At 71.0% G+C, this 20,728-nt stretch carries 19 protein-coding genes and 2 pseudogenes; 8 read left to right on the top strand and 13 right to left on the bottom strand.

Annotated elements, in window-relative coordinates; genetic code table 11:
- Positions 1-106: 106 nt before the first annotated feature.
- Positions 107-1,549: an FAD-dependent oxidoreductase gene (locus tag LY13_RS12950; protein ID WP_253828654.1), complete on the top strand. Its 1,443-nt coding sequence runs from the start codon at positions 107-109 to the stop codon at positions 1,547-1,549.
- A gap of 383 nt (positions 1,550-1,932) precedes the next feature.
- Here the strand turns inward: LY13_RS12950 and LY13_RS12945 are convergent, their stop codons facing one another.
- From LY13_RS12945 to LY13_RS12925, 5 genes are all read right to left on the bottom strand, one after another.
- Positions 1,933-3,009, bottom strand: coding sequence for an ArsO family NAD(P)H-dependent flavin-containing monooxygenase (locus LY13_RS12945; protein WP_253828653.1), 1,077 nt, complete (start codon positions 3,007-3,009; stop codon positions 1,933-1,935).
- 58 nt (positions 3,010-3,067) lie between these two features.
- Complete coding sequence (locus LY13_RS12940; RefSeq protein WP_253828652.1) at positions 3,068-3,475, bottom strand: arsenate reductase ArsC; 408 nt, start codon at positions 3,473-3,475, stop codon at positions 3,068-3,070.
- Positions 3,476-3,499: 24 nt separating this feature from the next.
- Positions 3,500-4,603 (bottom strand): ACR3 family arsenite efflux transporter, encoded by a 1,104-nt coding sequence (gene arsB, locus LY13_RS12935; RefSeq protein WP_253828651.1) that lies wholly within the window; start codon positions 4,601-4,603, stop codon positions 3,500-3,502.
- Positions 4,600-5,052, bottom strand: coding sequence for an ArsR/SmtB family transcription factor (locus LY13_RS12930; RefSeq protein WP_253828650.1), 453 nt, complete (start codon positions 5,050-5,052; stop codon positions 4,600-4,602). The genes arsB and LY13_RS12930 overlap by 4 nt, the downstream gene beginning before the upstream one ends.
- A 217-nt stretch (positions 5,053-5,269) precedes the next feature.
- Positions 5,270-5,950: a TetR family transcriptional regulator gene (locus LY13_RS12925; protein ID WP_253828649.1), complete on the bottom strand. Its 681-nt coding sequence runs from the start codon at positions 5,948-5,950 to the stop codon at positions 5,270-5,272.
- Positions 5,951-6,061: 111 nt separating this feature from the next.
- On the opposite strand from LY13_RS12925, the gene LY13_RS12920 reads away from it, so the two are divergent.
- The 3 genes from LY13_RS12920 to LY13_RS12910 all read left to right on the top strand — a co-directional run bounded on the left by LY13_RS12920 (position 6,062) and on the right by LY13_RS12910 (position 8,877).
- A complete protein-coding gene (locus LY13_RS12920; RefSeq protein WP_253828648.1) occupies positions 6,062-7,252 on the top strand; it encodes an MFS transporter in 1,191 nt (396 codons plus the stop codon).
- A 105-nt stretch (positions 7,253-7,357) separates the two neighbouring features.
- Positions 7,358-8,581 (top strand): cytochrome P450, encoded by a 1,224-nt coding sequence (locus tag LY13_RS12915; protein ID WP_253828647.1) that lies wholly within the window; start codon positions 7,358-7,360, stop codon positions 8,579-8,581.
- Between the two features lie 92 nt (positions 8,582-8,673).
- On the top strand, positions 8,674-8,877 hold the full coding sequence (locus tag LY13_RS12910) for a ferredoxin (RefSeq protein ID WP_253828646.1): 204 nt from the start codon (positions 8,674-8,676) through the stop codon (positions 8,875-8,877).
- Between the two features lie 182 nt (positions 8,878-9,059).
- On the opposite strand, the gene LY13_RS12905 is transcribed toward LY13_RS12910, so the two are convergent.
- Positions 9,060-10,484: an MFS transporter gene (locus LY13_RS12905; protein ID WP_372493821.1), complete on the bottom strand. Its 1,425-nt coding sequence runs from the start codon at positions 10,482-10,484 to the stop codon at positions 9,060-9,062.
- A gap of 211 nt (positions 10,485-10,695) precedes the next feature.
- Between LY13_RS12905 and LY13_RS12900 the strand changes: the two genes are divergently transcribed.
- A complete protein-coding gene (locus LY13_RS12900; protein ID WP_253828645.1) occupies positions 10,696-11,352 on the top strand; it encodes a TetR/AcrR family transcriptional regulator in 657 nt (218 codons plus the stop codon).
- A 72-nt stretch (positions 11,353-11,424) separates the two neighbouring features.
- On the opposite strand, the gene LY13_RS12895 is transcribed toward LY13_RS12900, so the two are convergent.
- Positions 11,425-12,027 carry a response regulator transcription factor gene (locus LY13_RS12895; protein WP_253828644.1) on the bottom strand — a complete coding sequence of 201 codons (603 nt, stop codon included), beginning with the start codon at positions 12,025-12,027 and terminating at the stop codon, positions 11,425-11,427.
- Positions 12,024-13,172: a sensor histidine kinase gene (locus LY13_RS12890; protein WP_253828643.1), complete on the bottom strand. Its 1,149-nt coding sequence runs from the start codon at positions 13,170-13,172 to the stop codon at positions 12,024-12,026. Before LY13_RS12890 ends, LY13_RS12895 begins: the two co-directional genes overlap by 4 nt.
- A 163-nt stretch (positions 13,173-13,335) precedes the next feature.
- On the opposite strand from LY13_RS12890, the gene LY13_RS12885 reads away from it, so the two are divergent.
- Together LY13_RS12885 and LY13_RS12880 are read left to right on the top strand one after the other, a co-directional pair.
- Positions 13,336-14,235 carry an ABC transporter ATP-binding protein gene (locus LY13_RS12885; protein ID WP_253828642.1) on the top strand — a complete coding sequence of 300 codons (900 nt, stop codon included), beginning with the start codon at positions 13,336-13,338 and terminating at the stop codon, positions 14,233-14,235.
- 48 nt (positions 14,236-14,283) lie between these two features.
- Positions 14,284-15,003 (top strand): ABC transporter permease, encoded by a 720-nt coding sequence (locus LY13_RS12880; protein WP_253828641.1) that lies wholly within the window; start codon positions 14,284-14,286, stop codon positions 15,001-15,003.
- A gap of 129 nt (positions 15,004-15,132) precedes the next feature.
- Here LY13_RS12880 and LY13_RS12875 read toward each other — a convergent pair.
- From LY13_RS12875 to LY13_RS12855, 5 genes and pseudogenes are all read right to left on the bottom strand, one after another.
- Positions 15,133-15,690 (bottom strand): annotated as a pseudogene (locus LY13_RS12875) (MSMEG_1061 family FMN-dependent PPOX-type flavoprotein); the annotation flags it as partial.
- 246 nt (positions 15,691-15,936) lie between these two features.
- Positions 15,937-16,776, bottom strand: a pseudogene (locus LY13_RS12870) (ABC transporter ATP-binding protein); the annotation flags it as partial.
- Positions 16,773-17,882: a FecCD family ABC transporter permease gene (locus tag LY13_RS12865; RefSeq protein WP_253828640.1), complete on the bottom strand. Its 1,110-nt coding sequence runs from the start codon at positions 17,880-17,882 to the stop codon at positions 16,773-16,775. The gene LY13_RS12865 and the pseudogene LY13_RS12870, both read right to left, overlap by 4 nt.
- The gene (locus LY13_RS12860) at positions 17,879-18,862 is read right to left on the bottom strand and encodes a FecCD family ABC transporter permease (RefSeq protein WP_253828639.1); all 984 of its coding nucleotides are present in this window, start codon (positions 18,860-18,862) and stop codon (positions 17,879-17,881) included. Before LY13_RS12860 ends, LY13_RS12865 begins: the two co-directional genes overlap by 4 nt.
- Positions 18,863-18,877: 15 nt before the next feature.
- Positions 18,878-19,903 carry an iron-siderophore ABC transporter substrate-binding protein gene (locus LY13_RS12855; protein WP_253828638.1) on the bottom strand — a complete coding sequence of 342 codons (1,026 nt, stop codon included), beginning with the start codon at positions 19,901-19,903 and terminating at the stop codon, positions 18,878-18,880.
- A gap of 385 nt (positions 19,904-20,288) precedes the next feature.
- On the opposite strand from LY13_RS12855, the gene LY13_RS12850 reads away from it, so the two are divergent.
- Positions 20,289-20,717, top strand: a complete 429-nt coding sequence (locus LY13_RS12850; protein WP_253828637.1) for a Fur family transcriptional regulator — start codon at positions 20,289-20,291, stop codon at positions 20,715-20,717.
- Positions 20,718-20,728 lie beyond the last annotated feature (11 nt).

Genomic DNA, 20,728 nt, shown 5'->3' with positions numbered 1-20,728 from the left:
GCCGTCAGTGTATCGATGTCCGTCGATGGTTGCCTTCATCGATCGCCGTCGATACTCTCGACGTCAGTTCGATCGATACACATCGATAAAGTCTCGTGGAAGGGTGATGAGGGTGTCCGAGCAGGGCTACGGGAACGCCTCCGGGAGGGACGAGGATCCGGTCGTCGTGGTGGGGGCGGGGCCGGTCGGCCTGGCGGCGGCCGCCGAGTTGCTGCAGCGGGGAATCGAGCCGCTCGTCCTCGAGCGCGGACCGCAGGCGGGTGCGGCCGTGGCCGAATGGGGCCACGTGCGGCTCTTCTCCCGCTGGTCCGAAGTCGTGGCACCCGCGGCACGGCGACTGCTCGAGGCCCGCGGATGGGCTGACCCGGACGCCGACGCGTACCCGACCGACTCGTGTCCGGCCGATTCGCGTCCGACCTGGGCGTATCCGACCGCAGCGCAGTGGTCTGACGGCTACCTGCGGCCGCTGGCGGCGGCGCTGGGTGACCGCGTGCGTGTCGACGCCGAGGTCACCGGGGTCGCACGCCGCGGGCGGGACCGCGTGGTGGACGCAGGCCGGGAGTCGGAACCGCTCACCGTGCATGTGCGGACGCCGCACGGCGAGGAGCGGATCACGGCGCGGGCGGTGATCGACGCGTCCGGAACCTGGCACACGCCCAACCCGCTGGGCGGCGACGGGCTCCCCGCAGCAGGCGAACGCAACGCCGCCGACCGGATCACCCACCACCTGCCGGACCTGAGCGACCCGGAGCTGCGGCGGCGCTACGCCGGACGGCACGTCGTCGTCGCGGGCAGCGGTCACTCGGCGCTCACCGCGCTGATCGGGTTCGACGAGCTCGCGGCCGAACGGCCCGACACCCGCATCACGTGGCTGCTGCGGCGTGGCCGGCTCGGCGACACCTTCGGGGGCGGCGCCGCCGACCAGTTGCCCGCGCGCGGCGCGCTGGGCGACCGCGCGCGGGCCGCCGTCGAGGCGGGGCGCATCGCCGTGGAGACGGGCTTCCGCACCGACGTCGTCGAACGCGACGATCACGGCAGGCTCAGCCTGGCCACTGTGGACGGACGTCGCGTGTCCGATGTCGACGAGGTCGTGGCGCTGACCGGGTTCCGGCCCGACCTGTCGTGGCTGTCCGAGGTGCGGCTCGAATTGGACACCACACTGCAGGCTCCCGTGCGGCTGGCGCCGCTGATCGACCCCAACGTGCACTCCTGCGGCACGGTTTACCCGCACGGCGCGGCCGAACTCGCCCACCCGGAACCGGGCGTGTACCTCGCGGGCATGAAGAGCTACGGGCGGGCGCCGACGTTCCTCGCGATGACGGGCTACGAACAGGTCCGCAGCATCGCCGCCGAACTCGCGGGCGACACCGAGTCCGCCCGCCGGGTCGAACTGACCCTTCCCGAGACCGGGGTCTGTGCCGGTTCGGGACTCGCCGACCTGCAGGCCGACGGGCATGCGGGGGAGCAGCCGGACGAGGCGGCAGGCGGTTGCTGCGAAGCGCCCGCCGAGACCACCGAGACTGCCGTCCCGGCTCGGGCTGCGCGCTGAACTCGGCCTGCGGCGGCCTGCCGGGCGGCGCGAACGCCCGGCAGGCCGCCGCAGGCCGGTACGTCACCCGCCGCCTCGGTGCGCTCCGAGCAGGGTCGCCGGCCTACGCTGGACCGTCCGCAGCGCGTGGGGTACCTTGAGACATGTGAGTTCCGCACCGCGGGTGCGGGGCGAGTCGCAAGGCCAGGTGCTACTCGGGGCAGACCGGGACCCTGGCCTTACGCATGTCTGAGGCCGGTCAGCAGCCGGTGTCCACCGAGACCTCGTACACACAGTGCTCCAGTACGGTACGGAACGGTGCCCATTCGTCCTCTCGGCTGGCTGCGTGCGAAATCCTCACAGTCAGCCGACGGCTGCTCCGCGGGTGATCCACCGGGTACGGGTCATTCCGTCCGCAGGCGCTCGGCGATGTCGGCGACGGCCGGCTTCGCGGTGCGGCTCGCACCGATCAGCGTCGCCGACGCCGGACCCGTCCAGTCGCCGTAGCCCAGCAGATGCAGCCGCGGTTCGTCGACCGACCGGGTGCCTGCCGTCTTCGGCACGCCGCGGCGAAGGGGCAGCTCCAGCGGCGCCAGGTGGTCGAGCGTGGGCCGGAATCCGGTGCACCAGACGATCACGTCGCACGGCTGCGTGGAGCCCTCGCCCGCACCGTCCGGATCTGTGTCGTCCCACGCCACACCGTCGCGGGTGAGGCGGTCGAACATCGGCCGGGCGTGGAGCACGCCGCGATCGCGGGCCTCGCGGACCGACGGAACCATCACGATGTCCCCCAGCGCCGACACGCTCTCGGCGTCGGTTCCCGCCCGGCGAGCCGCATCCCGACGGGTGGCGACGTCGAACAGCACGCGGCCGTCCACGTCGTCGGGCATGAACCGTGGAGGTCGGCGCGTGACCCACGTCGTCGTCGCGACGGTCGACACCTCCGCCAGGATCTGCGCCGCCGAGTTACCGCCTCCCACAACCACGACGCGCCGGCCGCGGAACCGTTCCGGGGAGCGGTAGTCCACGGTGTGCAGCTGCTCGCCCGCGAACTCCGCGGCACCGGGGACGGCCGGCGTCACCGGTGACTCCCAGGTTCCCGTCGCGCTGACGACGAACGACGCGTGCCAGGTGCCGTGGTCGGTGTCGACGGCGAGCCGCGGTCCCGCGTCCCGCACCCCGTGGACCCGCACGGGGCGCCGCACCGGCAGGTCGTAGCGCTTCTCGTAGTCGCGCAGATACGCCGCGACGTGGTCGGCGGTGGGGAACGGCTCCCCGTCCTGCCGCGGCATCCACCAGCCCGGCAACGGGTTGTGCTCGGCAGGGGAGAACAGCCGCAGCGAGTCCCAGCCGCGGCGCCACGCGCCGCCCGGTTCGTCCTGCGCGTCGAGCACGACGAACCGCAACCCGGCCCGGCGCAGGAAGTACCCCGCGGCCAGGCCCGCCTGACCGCCGCCGACCACGACCACGGTGTCGGTCACCGCTCACGCTCCCTCACCACTGTCACGTGTCCCGCGGCGGCGGTGGATCGCCGGGGCGTCACGACGTCGGCACCAGCTCGGCCAACAACGCCTGCACCCGGCGGTCGATGTCGTCGCGGATCGGCCGCACGTCGTCGACCCCCTTGCCCGCGGGGTCGGCCAGCTGCCAGTCCAGGTAACGCTTACCGGGGAACACCGGGCAGGCGTCGCCGCAGCCCATCGTGATCACCACGTCGGCCGCCTGCACCGCCTCGGTCGTCAACGGCTTCGGGAACTCCTTGCTCAGGTCCAGTCCGAGCTCACCCATCACCTCGCGCACGGCCGGGTTGATCGACTCGGCGGGCGCCGACCCCGCGGACCGGACGGTCACGCGGCCCGCCGCGTGGTGGTCGAGCAACGCGGCGGCCATCTGCGAACGGCCCGCGTTGTGCACGCAGACGAACAGCACCTCGGGGATGTCGGACACGGTGACTCCTTCTGGTCGGACGGATCACTGCCGAACGGACTGCGTCGGGGTGTGCGAGGGGAACAGGCGGCGCCGGAGCGCGAGCGAGACGTACACGAGCGCCACGAGCACGGGTACCTCGATGAGCGGCCCGACGACCCCGGCCAGTGCCTGGCCGCTGGTGGCGCCGAACGTCGCGATGGCCACCGCGATCGCCAGCTCGAAGTTGTTGCCCGCAGCTGTGAACGCGAGTGTCGTGGTGCGCTCGTAGTTCAGGCCGACCGCCCTGCCGAGTGCGTACGAGCCCGCCCACATCACGGCGAAGTAGATCAGCAGCGGGAGCGCGATGCGGGCGACGTCGAGTGGACTGCTCGTGATCTGCTCACCCTGGAGTGCGAACAGCAGCACGATCGTGAACAGCAGTCCGTAGAGCGCCAGCGGCCCGATGCGCGGCAGGAAGCGGGACTCGTACCAGGCGCGGCCCTTCGCGCGCTCGCCGAACCGCCGCGTGAGGTACCCGGCCAGGAGTGGAATGCCGAGGAATATCAGCACGTTCACGACGATCTGCCACGCCGACACGTCGAGATCGGCCGTGGGCAGGCCGAGCCAGGCGGGCAGTAGTTCCAGGTAGAACCAGCCGAGCGCGCCGAAGGCGACGACCTGGAACACCGAGTTCAGCGCCACCAGCACCGCAGCGGCCTCGCGATCACCGCAGGCCAGGTCGTTCCAGATGATCACCATGGCGATGCACCGCGCCAGCCCCACGATGATCAGTCCGGTGCGGTACTCGGGCAGGTCCGGCAGCAGTGCCCACGCCAGGGCGAACATGACGGCGGGGCCGAGGACCCAGTTCAGCACCAGCGACGGCCACAACAGCCGGTGGTCGCGCGTGACGGTGTCGAGCCGGTCGTAGCGCACCTTCGCCAGCACCGGATACATCATCACCAGCAGGCCGAGCGCGATCGGCACCGAGACACCGCCGACCGAGATGGCCTCGAGCGTCGTGTTCAGCCCGGGAACCCACCGGCCGGCGAGCAGGCCCACCACCATTGCGGCGGCGATCCACAATGGCAGGAACCTGTCCAGTGTGGAGAGTTTGCCGACGACGCCGCGGTCGCCCGCCGTCGTCTCCGTGGTGTCCGCGGTCATGCGGGAATCTCCGTCTCGGGGGTCGCGTCGGTGGTCGGGTCGGAGGTCTGGTCGAGCGTGATGCCTGCGGGCCGGAGCACGGCGGACAGCCGGGCCAGGACGTCCGGCGCCGCGCGGTAGTACACCCACGTCGCGCGCCGCTCGCTCGTCACGAGCCCGGCCTCGCGCAGCACCTTGAGGTGGTGGGAGATCGTCGGCCCGGTGAGATCGAACGTCCCGGTGAGGTCGCACACGCACGCCTCGCCACCCGCGTGCGAGGCGATGAGCGACAGCAGGCGCAGGCGCACCGGATCGGCGAGCGCCTTGAAGGCGGGTGCGAGCCGGCCGGCCTGTTCCTGTGACAACGGGTCGCCGCACAACGACGTCTCGCAGGGATCGACTGTCCCGACCGCCCCGACTGTCCCGACCGCCCCGGCCGTCCCGGTGAGCGCCGGCAGCTGTTTCGACATTCGTCTATCTTGACGGTCGTCGATATGACCGTCAACCGAGCGTGACCCACACCGCGCCGTGTTGCGCCCTCGGGGGACCGTGTTGCGCTTCCCGGGGACCGTGTTGTGCCCCTGGGGGCGCGTGTTGCGGATCCCGGGGATCGTGTTGCGGTTTCGCGGGACGGTGTTGTGGTTTCCGGGTGCGGCGCGGGTTCGCGACGACGTGTCCTGTCCGGGTTCAGATCCGGAGGGCGATGCTGTCGCCGAGTGCCGCGTAGGTCGTGTCGATGTTGTCGATCAGATCGGCTCGCGTCGCGGAATCCCGCTGCTGTTCCCGGGGAGCGGTGAGGTCGAACGCCGTGTGGCGGTGCTCCCGGACCCAGCGGCGCGCCGCCGTGCGCCACGCGGCCATGGCGACTTCCGCCAGCAGTCGCACCTGCACGTCCGGAGTCGTGTCGTCGCCGAGTCGGCCGCCCAGTTCGTCGGCGATCCGGTCCTGGGTGCGCAGTGAGGCCAGATCACTGTGGTCGCGCAGCTGTGGCGTGTGCGCGATCAGGCCACGGGTGGCGAGGAATCGCCGTTCCCACTCGCCGTCCATCCCGCGGACCGCCGTCGTCAGGCAGGTGTGCAGGACGTCCAGTACCGAGCCGGTCAGCGGTGCGCCCGTGATCCGGTCGAGGTAGGCGTCCCAGAGTTCGTGCTCGGCGGCCGTCGCCACCGCTTCCTTCGAGGGGAAGTACCGGAAGAAGGTCCGCTTCGACACCTCGACCGCGTCGACGAGCTCGTCCAGGGTCACGGCGTCGAAGCCGCGGTCGAGGAACAGGTGCAGCGCCGCTTCGCCGAGTGCCTCCCGGGTGCGGCGCTTCTTGCGTTCCCGGAGCGGCATCGGCCGGTCGTCGTCGGTGTTCGTCTCGTGCACGGTCCGCACGATATCGACGTTGGCGTCGCATGGCATGCGGTGTACTCTGCCGCTCAGAAGTTTTTGCCCCCGAGTGGCACATTGGGATCTCGCCGACAGTGGAGGCAGGCCATGTCCGTTCGACAGCGCAGCGCTCTGATCGTGCTGTTGCTCGCGTCGACCCTGAGCGTCATGGCGGGAGCCACCGTCATGCCGGTGCTGGACCTGATCCGGTCCGATCTGGGCATCGACGGCACCCTCGCCGGATTCGTCATCACCACACACGGCGTCGTCATCGCCGTGGCCGGCCCGGTGGTCGGCAGGCTCATCGACCGCTACGGAGTGCGGAGGCCGCTCGTCGCGGGACTGATCGTCTACGGCGTGGGCGGCGGTGCCGGCATGGCCGCCACCGACTACCCGACCTTGCTCGCGAGCCGGGTGGCGCTCGGACTGGGTGCCGCGGTCGTGTTCACCGGCACGACCGTCGCCCTGCTCTCGCTGTACCGGGGCAGTGAGCGCGATCGCGTGATGGGCTGGCGCTCGACCGCGACCACGATCGGCGGCCTCGTCTGGCCGTTGGCCGCGGGTGCGCTGGGCGGAGTGTCCTGGCACGGGGCGTTCGCCGTCTACGTCGTCGGTGTGCCGCTGGGGATCGCCGCGCTTCGTTGTCTGCCTGCAGGCGCCGACGGGGCCGCCGCGCCGGCTGACGGTACGGCCGGCGGCGGGGTGTTGCGGTTGCTGCGCCGGTATCCGGCGCTGCTCGGCTGGTACGCGCTGATGCTGATGATGGGACTGGCGATGTACTCCACGGCCGTGTTCCTACCGACGAGGCTCGCCGGTATCGGCGTGCACAGCCCGCTGTTGGTGTCGCTGTTCATGGTCGCCTCGTCGCTCACCGCCGCCGTTCTCGGGCTGTTGTACGCCCGCATTCGGGGCAGGGCGCGTCACGGCGTGTTACTGCGGGTCGCGTTCGCGTGCTGGGTGGCGGGGTTCGCCCTGCTCGCCGTGGTCGACGTCTACCCACTCGTGCTCGTCGCGGGCGCGGTGTTCGGCATCGGCAACGGGCTCCTGCTGCCGACCCTGACCGTCCTCATCGGAGACACGCCGGCGGCCGACGACCGCGGCAAGGCCACGTCGTTGTCGGGTACCGCGATGTTCGTCGGCCAGTTCGCCTCGCCGCTGGTGTTCGGGCCGCTCATCGAGGCGACGAGCGTGACGACCGGGTTCGCGGTCGCGGCGGTGTTGTCCGGCGTGACGCTGGCCGTCCTCGTGAGCGTTCGCGTTCCGGAGCCGCACGACGACCGAATTAAGGCAGCTGCTTGACTTGCTTTTCGGATGATCCCTAGCCTGTCGACGCCGGCGTGAGTGGATCGCCGCGAGAACTGACCGTTTCATCCGATTCGACGGTCCGGCAGTGTGAGGAGTCGCATGACCGCCCCCGACGTCCGGGCCGCCGCGCCCGACTACCCGGCGAAGCGCGATGCCGCTTGTCCGTTCGCGCCCCCGCCCGTACTGCGTGCGCTGGCGGAAGAAGCGCCGCTGAGTCGCGTGACGATCTGGGACGGCAGTACGCCGTGGCTGGTCACCGGGCACGAGTCGCAACGAGCGCTGCTCGGCGACGAGCGCGTCAGTGTCGATGAACACCGCGCGGGATTTCCGCTGTTCAGTCAGGCCATGCGGGACACGCTCGAACACCGTCCGGCCATGGTGTTCAATCTGGACGGTGCCGAACACCGCAGACTCCGCAAGATCCTGACGCGTGCCTTCACGGCCAAGCGGGTCCAGGCGCTGCGGCCCGCGATCCAGCGGATCACCGACGAGCTGATCGATGCGATGCTGGCCGGGCCGAAACCCGCCGACCTCGTCACGTCGCTCGCGGTGCCGTTGCCGTCGCTGATGATCTGCGAACTGCTCGGCGTGCCCTACGAGGATCGTGACTTCTTCCAGGAGCGCAGTGCCGTCGGCGTCGGGGGCACCGCGTCGGCGGAGGAGAGTGGGGCGTCGATGCAGGCCCTGACCGAGTACCTCATCGGGCTCGTCCGGTCCAAAAAGGAGACCCCTGGGGACGATGTGCTCAGCGACATCGCCGAACGTGTCACGGCGGGAGAGCTCTCCGAGGTCGAAGGCGGCCTGCTCGGTCTACAGGCGCTGGTGGCGGGACACGAGACCAGCGCCAACATGATCGCGCTCGGCACGGTGGCGTTGCTGCGGCATCCCGAACAGCTGGCCCTGTTGCGCGACACCGACGACCCCGCCGTTGTCGCAACGGCCACCGAGGAGCTGTTGCGCTACCTGACGATCCCGCAGGTCGGCCAACGCCGGATCGCGACCGCGGACATCGAGATCGCCGGCGAGGTGATCCGCGAGGGCGAGGGCATCATCATCGACCTGCCGACAGGCAACCGCGACCCTGACGTGTTCGACGCCCCGGAGGCACTGGATCTCCGCAGTCCGCAGGGGCGGCACCAGGCGTTCGGCTTCGGTCCGCACCAGTGCGTCGGCCAACAACTGGCCCGCGCCGAACTGCAGATCGTCTACGGCACGCTGTTCCGCCGGATTCCGACGCTGACGCCGGCCGTCGAGTTCGACGAGATCGAGTTCAAGCACGACGCGCTCGCCTTCGGCGTCCACGCTCTGCCCGTGACGTGGTGAGGCTGCCCGTGCCCGCCGGGGTTCGGCCGGCCGTTCCCCGGCGAAGTGACGTAGGCCGCGATGGTAGGCCGCGATGAAGGGAAGTGAATCGGATGAACGTGACCGTGGACCGCGAACGTTGCTGTGGCGCGGGAAACTGCGTGGTCCTCGCGCCGGAGGTGTTCGATCAGCGCGACGAGGACGGCACGGTCGTGCTGCTCGACCCGACGCCGCCCGAGGCGCTGGCCGGCTCCGTCGGCGAGGCCGTGGACCAGTGCCCGGGCCGTGCGATCGAGGCGTACGACATCCGGCCGTGAGCGTGTCCGCCGCGGCGGACACGCTCACGGCGCCCGGGATCCGCAACGCGGCGCCCGGGATCCGCAACGCGGCGCCCGGGATCCGCAACGCGGCGCCCGGGATCCGCAACGCGGCGCCCGGGATCCGCAACGCGGCGCCCGGGATCCGCAACGCGGCGCCCGGGATCCGCAACACGGCGTCGTCAGGCGTCGTTGCGCTTCGGCAGGAACGCTGCGACGCACAGTGCGGCGATCGCCGCGAACGCGCCGACGGCCAGCACGAGCCGGAACCCGCCTTCCGACGGGACGGCCGCGCCGCCCACGCTGACCGTCATGCTGGCCAGCACCACACCGGTGATCGCGCTGGACGTGGAGGTGCCGAACGAGCGCATCAGTGTGTTGAGGCTGTTCGCGGACGCCGTCTCCGAGACGGGTACCGCCGCCATGACGAGGGCAGGCATGGCGCCGTAGGCGAGCCCGATGCCTGCGCCGACGACGCACGTGAAGATCATGAGCTGCCAGATCTCGCCCATCAGCACCGTTCCGAGGCCGTAGCCGCAGGCGACGACGACCGCTCCGGTCATCAACGTGACCTTCGGCCCGGCCAGTGCGGAGATCCGTGCCGACACCGGCGACATCGCCATCATGATCAGGCCGTTCGGTGCCATGACGAGACCCGTGACGAGGATCGTCTGCCCGAGTCCGTGGCCGGTGGCCTCCGGCGCCTGCAGCAGCTGCGGCACGACGAGTGACATCGAGAACATGGCGAAGCCGAACACCACGGACGCGATGTTGGTGAGCAGCACCTGCCGGCGCGCGGTCGTCCGCAGGTTCACCAGGGGGTTGCCGGTGCGGAGTTCCCACCGGCCCCACAGCGCCAGCACGACGACGGCGACGGCGAACAGTCCGAGGGTCGACCCGCTGGTCCAGCCCCAGTCCGCACCCTTCGAGATCGCGAGCAGCAGGCACAGCAGTGCGACGGACAGGCCGACGGCGCCGGGCAGGTCGAAGCGTCCGCCCACGCGCACCGGCGATTCCGGCACCAGGGTTGTGATCAGCACACCCGCCGCGAGTCCGAGGCCCGCGGCCACCCAGAACATGACGTGCCAGTCGGCCCGTTCGATGAGGAACGCCGACGCGGGCAGACCGAGTGCGCCGCCGACGCCGAGGGAGCCGCTCATCAACGCGGTGCCCGAGCCGAGGCGTTCCCGGGGGAGGACGTCGCGCATGATGCTGATGCCCAGGGGGATGACGCCTGCGGCGAGGCCCTGCAGCGTTCGGCCGATCACCATCGTCGGCAGGCTGCCGGCGAGGGCGCAGAACACGGAGCCGGTGATCTGCAGGCCGATGCTCAGCAGCAGCATGCGGCGTTTGCCGTACATGTCGCCGAGTCTGCCGACGGTCGGGGTGGCGACCGCGCCCGCGAGGAGGGTCGCGGTGATGGCCCACGCCGTGTCGGCCGGAGATGCGCCCAGCAGTGCGGGCAGTGTCGGCACCAGCGGTACGACGAGTGTCTGCATGAGCGAGACGAGGATGCCGCTGAAGGCGAGGACCATCACGACCGCCTGCGACGGGGCCGGTGCCGTGGCCTTCTCGTCCGCCGGCTGTGCCGTCACGGTGGGGGACATGGGCGAACTCCTGGGAAGTCGGGGGTTCGGCCGGGACGTCGGTGTCGCGCCGCGAGGGGCGTCGGCCGTGGGGCGGACCGGTGTCGAGCGTCTCGGCCTCCGAGACGAAACTCAGTCACGTGCCTTAATTTAGCATGGACAAGCTGTCGCTGTGCATCACCCGGGTGTGCGGCGCGTACGCTGCCGCGAAGTCGCTGGGAGGTGTTGTGTCGTGGTGACCGACAACGGAGTGGAACGGACGTCGCGGGCCGCCGCGACCCGGCAGTTGATCATCGAGGCCGCCGAACGGCTCTTCGCCGAGTACGGCGTGACCGCCGTGTCGAACCGGCAGGTCAGCGAAGCCGCGGGACAGGGCAACAACACGGCCGTGGGCTACCACTTCGGCGGCAAGGCCGACCTGGTGCGCGCGATCGCGCGCAACCGGCATCAACAGGTCGAACACCGGCGTCAGGAGATGGTGGAGCAGGTCCGCGGCTCGACCGAGGTTCGTGACTGGATCGCGTGCCTCGTGCTGCCCACGACCCGTCACCTCGCCGCATCGGGCTCGCCGACGTGGTACGCGCGCTTCGCCGCGCAGGCGGCCACCGAACCGGCCTTCGCGGAGGTGATCTCCGTCGAGGCGATGAACTCACCGGCACTGAACGAGGTCCGCGACGGACTGGAGGCCTGCCTGCCGCGGCTGCCCAGGGACGTCCGGCACCAGCGCGCCGAGATGGCCCGGACCCTCATGGTGCACACCGTCGCGGACCGGGAGCGGGCGCTGGCCGAGGGCACGGAGCCGTCGGCGGAATCCTGGGAGGCGGCCGCCCACGGCCTGATCGACGCGCTGACCGGCCTGTGGATTGCCCCGGTCACGCCGATCGACTGACCCGGACGTCGGCCTCCTGCAGCGCCCGAGAGGCCGTCCGGCCGTGCATCCGCCGGTCACGCCACGCGCGGGTCACAGCCAGTCGCGGTTGCGTGCGTACCGTGCCGCGTCGTGCCGGGTGCGGGTCTGGGTCTTCCGCATCGTGGTGGACAGGTAGTTGCGGACGGTGCCCTCGGCGAGGTGGAGCTGTGCCGCGATGTCGGCGACCGAGTACCCCTCACTCGTTGCCCGCAGCACGTCGACCTCCCGGTCGGTGAGGGGACAGTCGTCGACGACGGCGAGCGCGGAGACGTCCGGGTCGATCCAGCGCTTTCCCCCGTGGAGCGTCGCGATGACCGACGCGATGTGCGCCGGCTCGGCCGATTTGCTGACGAACCCCTGCACGCCGAGTTTGAGCGCCTTCCGGAGCACCCCGGGCCGTGCGTGCCGGGTGAGCATCAGAATCACCTGGTCCGGCAGCTCGTCGCGGATCCGCGTGACCGCTCCGAGCCCGTCCAGCCCCGGCATCTCCAGATCGATGACGAGCACGTCCGGCCGGTGACGGAGCGTCTCCCGCACGGCGGCCTCGCCGTCCCCGGCCTCGGTGAGCACGGTGATGTCGCCTTCCATCGGCAACAGGGACGCCATCGCCTTCCGCAGCAACGCCTCGTCGTCGGCCAGTACCACCGTGGTCACGCCGATTCCTCCTCGCCGGCGCCGGTTCGCGTCGCGTGCGTGGCGGTGACACCGAACTCGGCCGCGGTGACGAACCGCCCGTCCCGCTGCTGCACCGTCAGAGCGCCGCCCGCGTCGGCGATGCGGTCGGTGAGCGTCGCGAGTCCACTGAGGACGGGCCGGGTGTCCGGAGCGCCGTCGTTGACGATCGTGATTCCCGCGGGTGAGAGAGTGATGCGCACTCGTTCGGCCTGGGCGTGCCGGAGGATGTTCGTCGTGGTCTCGCGCAGCACCTGACCGAGCAGTTCGCTGACGTCGGGGTTCGGTTCCTCGCTGCGGTCGATGTCGACGCCGATCCCCGCCGCTTCGAACAGGTTCTTCGCGTTCTCCAGTTCGGCCGTCAGGTTGAGTCGCCGCTGGGCGTGGGCGAGTTCCTTGGTGCGGGTGATCGTCTCGCCCACCAGGTCGTGGATCTCCTGGAGCTCGTTCTCGGCACGGGCGGGGTCCGTGGCGACGAGCCTGCGCGCGAGTGCGGCCTTGAGTTTGACGACGTGCAGGGTGTGGCCCTGGATGTCGTGCAGATCGCTGGCGAACCGCATGCGTTCCCCGGCGACGGCCAGTTCCGCCTCGCGGTACCGCGCCCGCTCGAGGTCCGTCACGACGTCGTAGAAGCGCTTGTTGGGAAACTCGGCCAGGGAAGCCAGCAGCAGCAGGCCACCGGGCAGGGCGACGTCGGTCAGGAGGGTCCCCGGTACGTCGTCGGTGGTCACGAGCAGGCGCAGGGCCCCGATCGCCGCACCGCCGACGGTGAGAGCCACCGTCGCGGCGATACGCCGACGCGGCAGCCGCGACACGACGAACGGCCCCACGACGAGGAGGGGGAAGAACGCCGTGCGCATGTCGGACGCCAGCGCACCGTAGAGCCACACGCCCGCTGTCAGCCCGAGGCACGGCACGGCGACCCGCAGGATGCCGCCGTGGGCCCAGTGCACGAACGCGTACGCCGCCGCCGCGACACCGACGGCGAGCACGGTCCGGTCGAGCCACGTGTCCGTGTCGACGATGAGAAGCAGGATGCCGACACCCAGGACCGGCGGCAGCAACACGGTGAGGTTGAGCTTGCGCAACCGGGTCTGGGCGTCGGTCTGATCGCCGGTGGTCGTCACTGGTCCTCGTCGGCCGGGAGTGGGCAGGTCCGCTCCCAGCATTCCGTGCCGGGCAAGCGGCCGCCAGTGACGCCACGTCACGGGTGCCCACCGGGAATGTCACGGGCAGGTCGTGACGTCGCGGCACTGCCCGCGGAGCGCCCGAGCGCGTGGAATCGACGCCATGCACACCACAGACGACACACCGGTGATCGACGTGGAGGGGCTCGACCTCGTCTACGGCGAGTTCCACGCGGTCAAGGACCTCACCTTCCACGTGCGGCGCGGCGAGTTCTACGCCCTGCTCGGCACCAACGGCGCGGGCAAGACCTCGACGCTGGAGGTCATCGAGGGCCACAGGAGACCCGCCTCCGGCACGGTCCGCGTGTTCGGCCACAGCCCCTGGGACAGGAACACCGTGCGGCCGCGCATGGGGATCATGCTGCAGGAGAGCGGGTTCTCCCCGGACCTCACGGTTGCGGAGTCGGTCCGGATCATCGGGACGTTGACCCGACGCGACGACGACGTCGACCGCGTCGTCGACCTCGTCGGCCTCACCCGGAAGGCGCGTACCAAGGTCTCCCAGCTTTCCGGTGGCGAGAAGCGCAGGCTCGACTTCGCCACCGCCGTGTACGGCACACCCGAGCTGATCGTGCTCGACGAGCCGACGACCGGCCTGGACATCCAGTCCCGCGACGAACTCTGGGACGCCGTCGACCGGCTGCGCGAGAGCGGCACCACGGTCGTACTCACCACGCACTACCTCGAGGAGGCCCAACAGCGGGCCGATCGGATCGGGCTGATGCACCAGGGCGTGTTCCACAGGGAAGGCACGGTCGCCGAGCTGACGGGCGCGTTGCCGGGCGTGATCACGTTCGGGCTGCCCGCTCCGCCGTCGGCCGGTGTGCCTGCGCTGCCGTTGCACGTCGAGCGCCAGGCCGACGGGACGTTCCGCGTCGAGACACACCGTGTTCAGAAGGACCTGCACACGCTCCTCGGCTGGGCCGAGGACCACGGCGTCGACCTCATCGGACTCGAAGCGGGCCCGACCCGCCTCGACGACGTCTTCCGCGCCATCAACTGAGCCGACTGTCCGTCCGGCTCCGCGACCTTCTCACCAGGGAGTACCTCCATGCTCGCCATCGCCTACGGCGAACTCGTCCAGCTGTTCCGTAATCGGCTCGTGCTGCTGACCAGCTTCATCATGCCGATCGCCGTCAGCGCCTTCTTCGTCCACCGGCACGAGGTGTTCGCCGACGCCGGCAGCCTCGGCTACATCGCCGCGATCGTGGTGTTCACGGTCGGTGCGTTCGGTCTGTACACCAGTGCGGTGACGACGCTCGCCTCCCGCAGGCAGAACCTGTTCCTCAAGCGGCTCCGGTCGACGGCGATCGGGGACAGCGGAATCCTCGGCGGGCTGTTGCTGCCGGTGACCGTGCTCGCGACCGTGCAGGTGACGGGCATCCTCATCGTCTTCGGCGTCGTGGCCGGAGCACCGGCGGATCCCGTCCTGCTCGCCGTGGCGGTCGTCGCGACGATCGCGATGCTGGTGGGATTCGCCCTGGCGACGGCGGGGGTGACGAACTCGCCCGAACACGCACAGGTCACGACCCTGCCGATCGCCCTCGGCATGATCGCCGTGGCGAGCTGGATCGGGCTCACCGGCGCGGAGGACCTGCAGCTGGTCAAACGACTGGTCCCCGGTGGCGCGGCGACCGAACTGGTGCTGAACGCCTGGGACGGCGGGGTCGCGCTGTCGGAATCGCTGATCCTGCTCGCCCCGACGTTCGCCTGGGTGTTCGTCGCGGCCAACCTCGCGGCGAAATTCTTCCGCTGGGAACCACGCCGCTGACCGACGGCCGCAACACGGCTCCCCGGATCCGCACCACGGTCCCCGGAATCCGCAACACGGCCTCCGGAATCCGCAACACGGCCCCGCGGATCCGCAACACGAGCCCCGGAAGCCGCAACACGGGGGTCGTCAGTCGGTGGGTGGCTCGTCGGCTTCGCGGAAGGAATCGCGGAGTGCGGAGTGGGCCTTGAGGAGGGTTCCCACGGTCGGCAGTGACCCCCGTTCCGGCCACGTTTCGGGCTCCCAGAGCTTCGATCGACTGAAAGCGCGTCCACAGTGGACGAAAACCTCCGACACCGTGACGACGACGGCCAACTCCGGCCGCGACCCCTTCACGGCGAGCCGGGCGAGGAGCTCGTCGTCACGGACGATCGCGGCGGAGCCGTTGACGCGCAGGGTGTGCTCGGTGCCGGGAACCAGGAACAGCATCGCCACGCGCGGGTTGCGCAGGATGTTGCGCATGCTGTCGACGCGCCGATTGCCGGGACGGTCGGCGAACGCGACGGTGCGCTCGTCCAGCACGATCGCGCTGCCGTGCTCGTCGCCGCGCGGGGACACGTCGACGCGGCCGTCGTCGCCCGCGGAGGCCAGCATCAGCAGCGGCGCCGTCTCGACGAACCGCCGGGACTCGTCGTCGATGGCGGGGGCCGCCTTGTCGGCGATCAGCGCGACCGGTTCGGCGACGACCTCCCGCAGCGCGGCCTCCGACGACACGACGGACCCGGCAGGCTCCGCGCCGTCGTCCGATCCGGGGTCCGCCGCATCGACGCCGTGGGCATCGACGCCGTGGTCCTTGGCGCCGCGGTCCTCGACGTCGGGGCCCACGGGGGACGGGCCGGCGTCGGCGCGGCGGGCGGTGGCCGGGTCGGTCGTGCCGTCGGTGTCGGCCGGTGTACCGACGGCCGCCGCGTCGCCGGTGACGTCGCCGGTGACGTGGTGCCTGCCGATGGGCACGATCAGCGGGGTTTCCGACACGGGGTCGTCGATCACCCGGCTCGGCAGTGCGAAGACGTCCCGCACCAGCTGCTCGGTGACGACGTCCCGTGGCGCGCCCTCGGAGACGAGCCTGCCCTCGGACAGCACGACGAGGTGGTCGGCGTAGCGGCACGCGAGGTTCAGGTCGTGCAGCACGGCCACGATCGTCGTGCCCTCGGCGTGGTTGAGGTCCGCCAGCAGGTCGAGCACCTCGATCTGGTGGGTGAGGTCCAGGAACGTCGTCGGCTCGTCGAGCAGCAGCACACCGGTGCGCTGGGCGAGCGCCATGGCGATCCACACGCGCTGCCGCTGCCCGCCCGAGAGTTCGTCGACCGAGCGCTCGGCCAGTTCGAGCGTGCCCGTCGCGCGCATCGCGTCGGCGACCGCCTGTTCGTCGGTGTCCGACCAGCGGCCGAACCAGCCCTGGTGGGGCGAGCGGCCGCGGCCGACGAGGTCGGTCACGGTGATGCCCTCGGGGGCCGACGGTGACTGCGGCAGGATGCCCAACTTCCGGGCGACCTCGCGGCTCGACAGCGAGTGGATGCTCTTGCCGTCCAGGTAGGCGCCGCCGGACGTCGGCCGCAGCAGTCGTGCCATGCCGCGGAGTAGCGTCGACTTGCCGCACGCGTTGGGGCCGACGATCACCGTGATCTTCCCCGGAGGAACGGCCACGGACAGGTCGTCGACCACCCGGCGGTCGCCGTAGCCGAGGCCGACCCGCTCGGTGTGCACGGTGGACCGCCGGGCGTCGACGGCCGCGCCGGCCGCGGGGTGTGCTGTCACGGTTGTCCTCCTCATCCGCCGTGTCCGGCGCGATTGCTTTTCGCGAGCAGCCACAGCAGGTACGGCGCGCCGACGGCTCCGGTCACGACGCCGACGGGGAACTGATGGTCGCCGAACAGGTGCTGGGCCGCGAAATCCGAGCAGAGCGTCACGAGCGCACCCACGAGCGCGGCGGGCACGACGCCGGGGCGAGCGCCGCCGAGCATGCGGGACGCGATCGGGCCCGACAGGAACGCCACGAACGCGACCGGTCCGGCCGCCGCGGTGCCGACGCCGATCAGTCCGGTCGCGACGAGCAGTAGCGCGAGCCGGGAGCGTTCGACCGGCAGTCCGAGCCCGCGCGCCGAGTCGTCGCCGAGCTGCAATGTCGGCAGTGCCCGTGCGAGCAGCAAGGCCGCGGGTACGAGCACCAGCAGGCAGCTCGACAGGGCCGTGACCTCGCCCCACGAGCTGTCGTACAGACTGCCCGTGCGCCAGAGCAGCGCCTGCTGCGCGTCGGTCATGTCGGCGCGCGTCATGAGGAACGAGACCGCCGCCAGCAGTGCCGCGTTGACACCGATGCCGATCAGCACGAGCCGGTAGCCGCTGATGCCGCGTTGCCAGGCGAGTGCGTAGATCAGCGCGGACGCGGCGACGGCACCGGTGAACGCGCCCGCGGAGACCGCGAACCCGCTCGCGCCGAACGCGACGATGGCGAGCACCGCCGCGGCGCCGGCGCCTGCCGAGATGCCGAGCACGTCCGGGCTGGCCAGCGGGTTCCGCAGCAGTCGCTGGAACACCGACCCCGCGAGTCCGAACGCGACACCCACGAGCAGGCCGGTCACCGCACGTGGGAGACGCAGGTCGAACAGCACGTAGTCGATCCGCGGTTGCTGCGCGCCGACGGGCTGCCCGGCGAGCCTGGCCAGCAGGTCCGGAATGCCGATCCGGAAGTCGCCGACGGCGAGCGCGCCGAGCAGCACCACCGTGACGGCGACCGCGAGCCCCGCCGTGACGGCGGCCGACCGCCTGCGTTCCCGGCCGCGGGCACGCGAGACGCGGGCCACGTCGTCGGACGTCGCCCGTCCGCGCCGCGGGGCCGTCGCGGGCGCCGGAGCCGGTTCGGTGGTCGTCGGGTTCATAATCGGGCCAGTTTCCTCCGTCGCACGAGCAGCACGAGGACGGGTGCGCCGAGCAGGGCCGTCACGACACCGGCCTGTACCTCGCCGGGCCGCGCGACCACCCGCCCGAGGACGTCGGCCAGGACCAGCAGGACCGGTCCGATCAGCATCGACAGCGGCAGGATGCGCCGGTAGTCGGGACCCGCCACCGTGCGTGCGAGGTGCGGCACCGCGAGCCCGAGGAACGTGATCGGACCGGCCAGCGCGGTCGAGGCGCCGGCGAGCACGACGACGGCCAGGCCGCACCACACGCGGTCGGTCGTCGTGTTCTGCCCGAAGGAGCGCGCGACGTCGTCACCGAGCGACAGTCCGTTGAGGACCTTGCCGAGCAGCAGCGCACCGGCGACGCCGACCACGAGGAACGGCAGCGCCTGGCCGACGACGTCCGGGTCGCGGCCGGCGAGGCTGCCGACCTGCCAGAACCGGAACCGGTCGTGCGTGGCCGGGTCGGTCAGCAGGACGGCGCTCTGCAGCGAACTCAGCGCAGCCGTCAGTGCCGCCCCGGTGAGCGCGAGCTTCAGCGGGGCCGCTCCGCCGCGGCCGAGCGAACCGATCGCGTACACCACCGCGGAGGCGGCCGCCGCACCCGCGAACCCGAACCACACGTACCCGGTCAGGCTCGTCACCCCGAACACCGCGATCCCCAGCACCACGAACAGCGCGGCTCCCGCGTTGACGCCGAAGATGCCGGGATCGGCCAGCGGGTTCCGCGTCACGCCCTGGATGAGCGTGCCCGCCAGTCCGAGTGCGGCGCCGACGAGCAGGCCCGCCAGGGTCCGCGGCACGCGGCGTTCGCTGACGACGAGGTGGTCGACGTCGCCCGGATCGAACGCCGTGAGCGCCTCGAACACGGTCGTCACCGGGATGTTCTTGGTGCCGACCGCCAGGCTCAGCGCGCACGCCGCCGCCAGGAGGCCGCCGATCCCCAGGAATCTCCGCACGGTCGCCGGTGAGCGTCAGTCGCCGAGGGTGCCGGCCAGCAGCGGGACGACCTCGTCGAGCGCCCACGACAGGCCGACCACCGAGTTGCTGGAGAACGCCAGCGAGATGTCCTGGTCGCTGAGCACGAGGTCGTTGCCCTTCTCGACCGACGGGATCGCCTGGTACAGCGGGTCGCCGGTGACGTCCTCGGGCTTCGCGCCGATGAGGAACACCGCGGTCAGGTCGGCGTCGAGCAGGTCGAGGCGTTCGTCGGAGATGGGCACGGTGAACCCTCGGCCGCTGGGCTGGCGTTCGATACGCGGCGAGTTGACGAACCCGAGGCGTTCCATGAACTCGACGCGGCCGTCGCCGTCGCGGTATGCGCCCCACGCGTCGGGCAGGCGCGAGGCCAGCACCATCTCCTTGCCCTTGAACTCGGGGTGCTCGCCCGCGACCCGGTCGAACTTGGCGTCGAGATCCTTCCGCAGCTGACGGGCCTCGTCCTGCCTGCCGAGAGCCTTGCCGATCATGTCGAGCTGCTGCTGCCACGTCGTGAGGTAGTCGTCGGCGCCCTCGGGCAGGCTGACGACGGGCACGCCGATCTCGCTGAGGCGGTCGTGCCGTCCGCGCTCGCCGCTCGACCGGGTGTCGAGGATGAGGTCGGGGTTGAGCGAGGCGACCTTCTCCATGTCGACCTCGAGCGTGCCGAGTTTCTGCGGTGGGCGGTCGAACTTCTGCGTCGACCACGGGCCGAGGCCGTCACCGCCGACCTCGAGCCAGTCGGCCACGCCGACCGGCTGCACGCCGAGGGCCATCGCGACCTCGGCGTCGGTCCAGCCGAGCGCCACGACGCGCTGCGGCGGCTCCTCGACGGTCACGTCGCCGAACTTCGTGGGGATCGTGACCGGGAACTGCGACGCGTCGGCTTGCGGGTTCAGCTGCTGTGCGCCGCTGTCGGAACCACCCTCGGAGCCGGTCGTGGTGCAGCCGGTGAGGACCGCGAGCGCGCCGGCGAGGAGCACGGTGAACAGACTTCGGACCAGGCGGGCGGCGCGGCTCATGGCGTCGGCCTTTCGGGGGCGGGGACGAAACGGATACGGGGCGCTTAACTGTGCCTACCCTAACTTCGAGTGTCCGCCGCCGGAACTCCCGATGACGTGCGGCGCATCACGCCCCCAAGGGCGGCGAACCCGTGAGCCCCCAAGGGCACTGTGGTTGCACTGGGTGCGACGAACTCTCCCCTTGTGCACCGGCTCGGGCGCCGGCGGAACTCGTCGACGTGAGGGGGAGATTCGGTGCTCCCGCCCACCGGTCCGGCCGCCGCGCCTCGTCGGCACGCTGACACGTGGCTGTGTCGACTGCCACCAAGGTGCCCCTGGGGGTGCGCCGTAACCCGGCCGTGCGTAATTCTTGATTCATTCAAGATTTTGGGGCAGACTGGCGGCCGTGCCTACGACCACGGATCTCGAACAGCTGCTGCGCGGGGTCTCCCTGCGTGTCACCCGTCCGCGGGTGGCGGTGCTGTCCGTGGTGCACGAACATCCTCACGCCGACACCGACTCGATCATCGGTCGCGTGCGTGAGGAGCTCGGTGAGGTCTCCCATCAGGCTGTCTACGACGTGCTGCGCGCGTTGACGGCATCCGGACTCGTCCGGCGTATTCAGCCCATGGGCTCCGTCGCGCGGTACGAGACGCGGGTCGGGGACAACCATCACCACGTCGTGTGCCGCTCCTGTGGCCGGATCGCCGACGTCGACTGCGCCGTCGGCGGGGCTCCGTGCCTGGAGGCCTCCGACGACCACGGCTTCAGCATCGACGAGGCCGAGATCATCTACTGGGGCGTGTGCCCCGAGTGTTCCGCAGTTAGTTCCTGATCAACGCTGAT

The organism is Prauserella aidingensis, assembly GCF_024171865.1.
GTDB lineage: Bacteria > Actinomycetota > Actinomycetes > Mycobacteriales > Pseudonocardiaceae > Prauserella > Prauserella aidingensis.
This window is presented reverse-complemented; position numbering and strand designations above follow the sequence as displayed.

What these genes read in the sequence shown, in the direction of transcription:
- LY13_RS12950 (WP_253828654.1), top strand. Translation starts at nt 107, where the DNA reads ATGAGGGTGTCCGAGCAGGGCTACGGGAACGCCTCCGGGAGGGACGAG.
- arsB (WP_253828651.1), bottom strand. Translation starts at nt 4,603, where the DNA reads ATGACCGCGGACACCACGGAGACGACGGCGGGCGACCGCGGCGTCGTC.
- LY13_RS12930 (WP_253828650.1), bottom strand. Translation starts at nt 5,052, where the DNA reads ATGTCGAAACAGCTGCCGGCGCTCACCGGGACGGCCGGGGCGGTCGGG.
- LY13_RS12920 (WP_253828648.1), top strand. Translation starts at nt 6,062, where the DNA reads ATGTCCGTTCGACAGCGCAGCGCTCTGATCGTGCTGTTGCTCGCGTCG.
- LY13_RS12915 (WP_253828647.1), top strand. Translation starts at nt 7,358, where the DNA reads ATGACCGCCCCCGACGTCCGGGCCGCCGCGCCCGACTACCCGGCGAAG.
- LY13_RS12910 (WP_253828646.1), top strand. Translation starts at nt 8,674, where the DNA reads ATGAACGTGACCGTGGACCGCGAACGTTGCTGTGGCGCGGGAAACTGC.
- LY13_RS12905 (WP_372493821.1), bottom strand. Translation starts at nt 10,484, where the DNA reads ATGTCCCCCACCGTGACGGCACAGCCGGCGGACGAGAAGGCCACGGCA.
- LY13_RS12885 (WP_253828642.1), top strand. Translation starts at nt 13,336, where the DNA reads ATGCACACCACAGACGACACACCGGTGATCGACGTGGAGGGGCTCGAC.
- LY13_RS12880 (WP_253828641.1), top strand. Translation starts at nt 14,284, where the DNA reads ATGCTCGCCATCGCCTACGGCGAACTCGTCCAGCTGTTCCGTAATCGG.
- LY13_RS12865 (WP_253828640.1), bottom strand. Translation starts at nt 17,882, where the DNA reads ATGAACCCGACGACCACCGAACCGGCTCCGGCGCCCGCGACGGCCCCG.
- LY13_RS12855 (WP_253828638.1), bottom strand. Translation starts at nt 19,903, where the DNA reads ATGAGCCGCGCCGCCCGCCTGGTCCGAAGTCTGTTCACCGTGCTCCTC.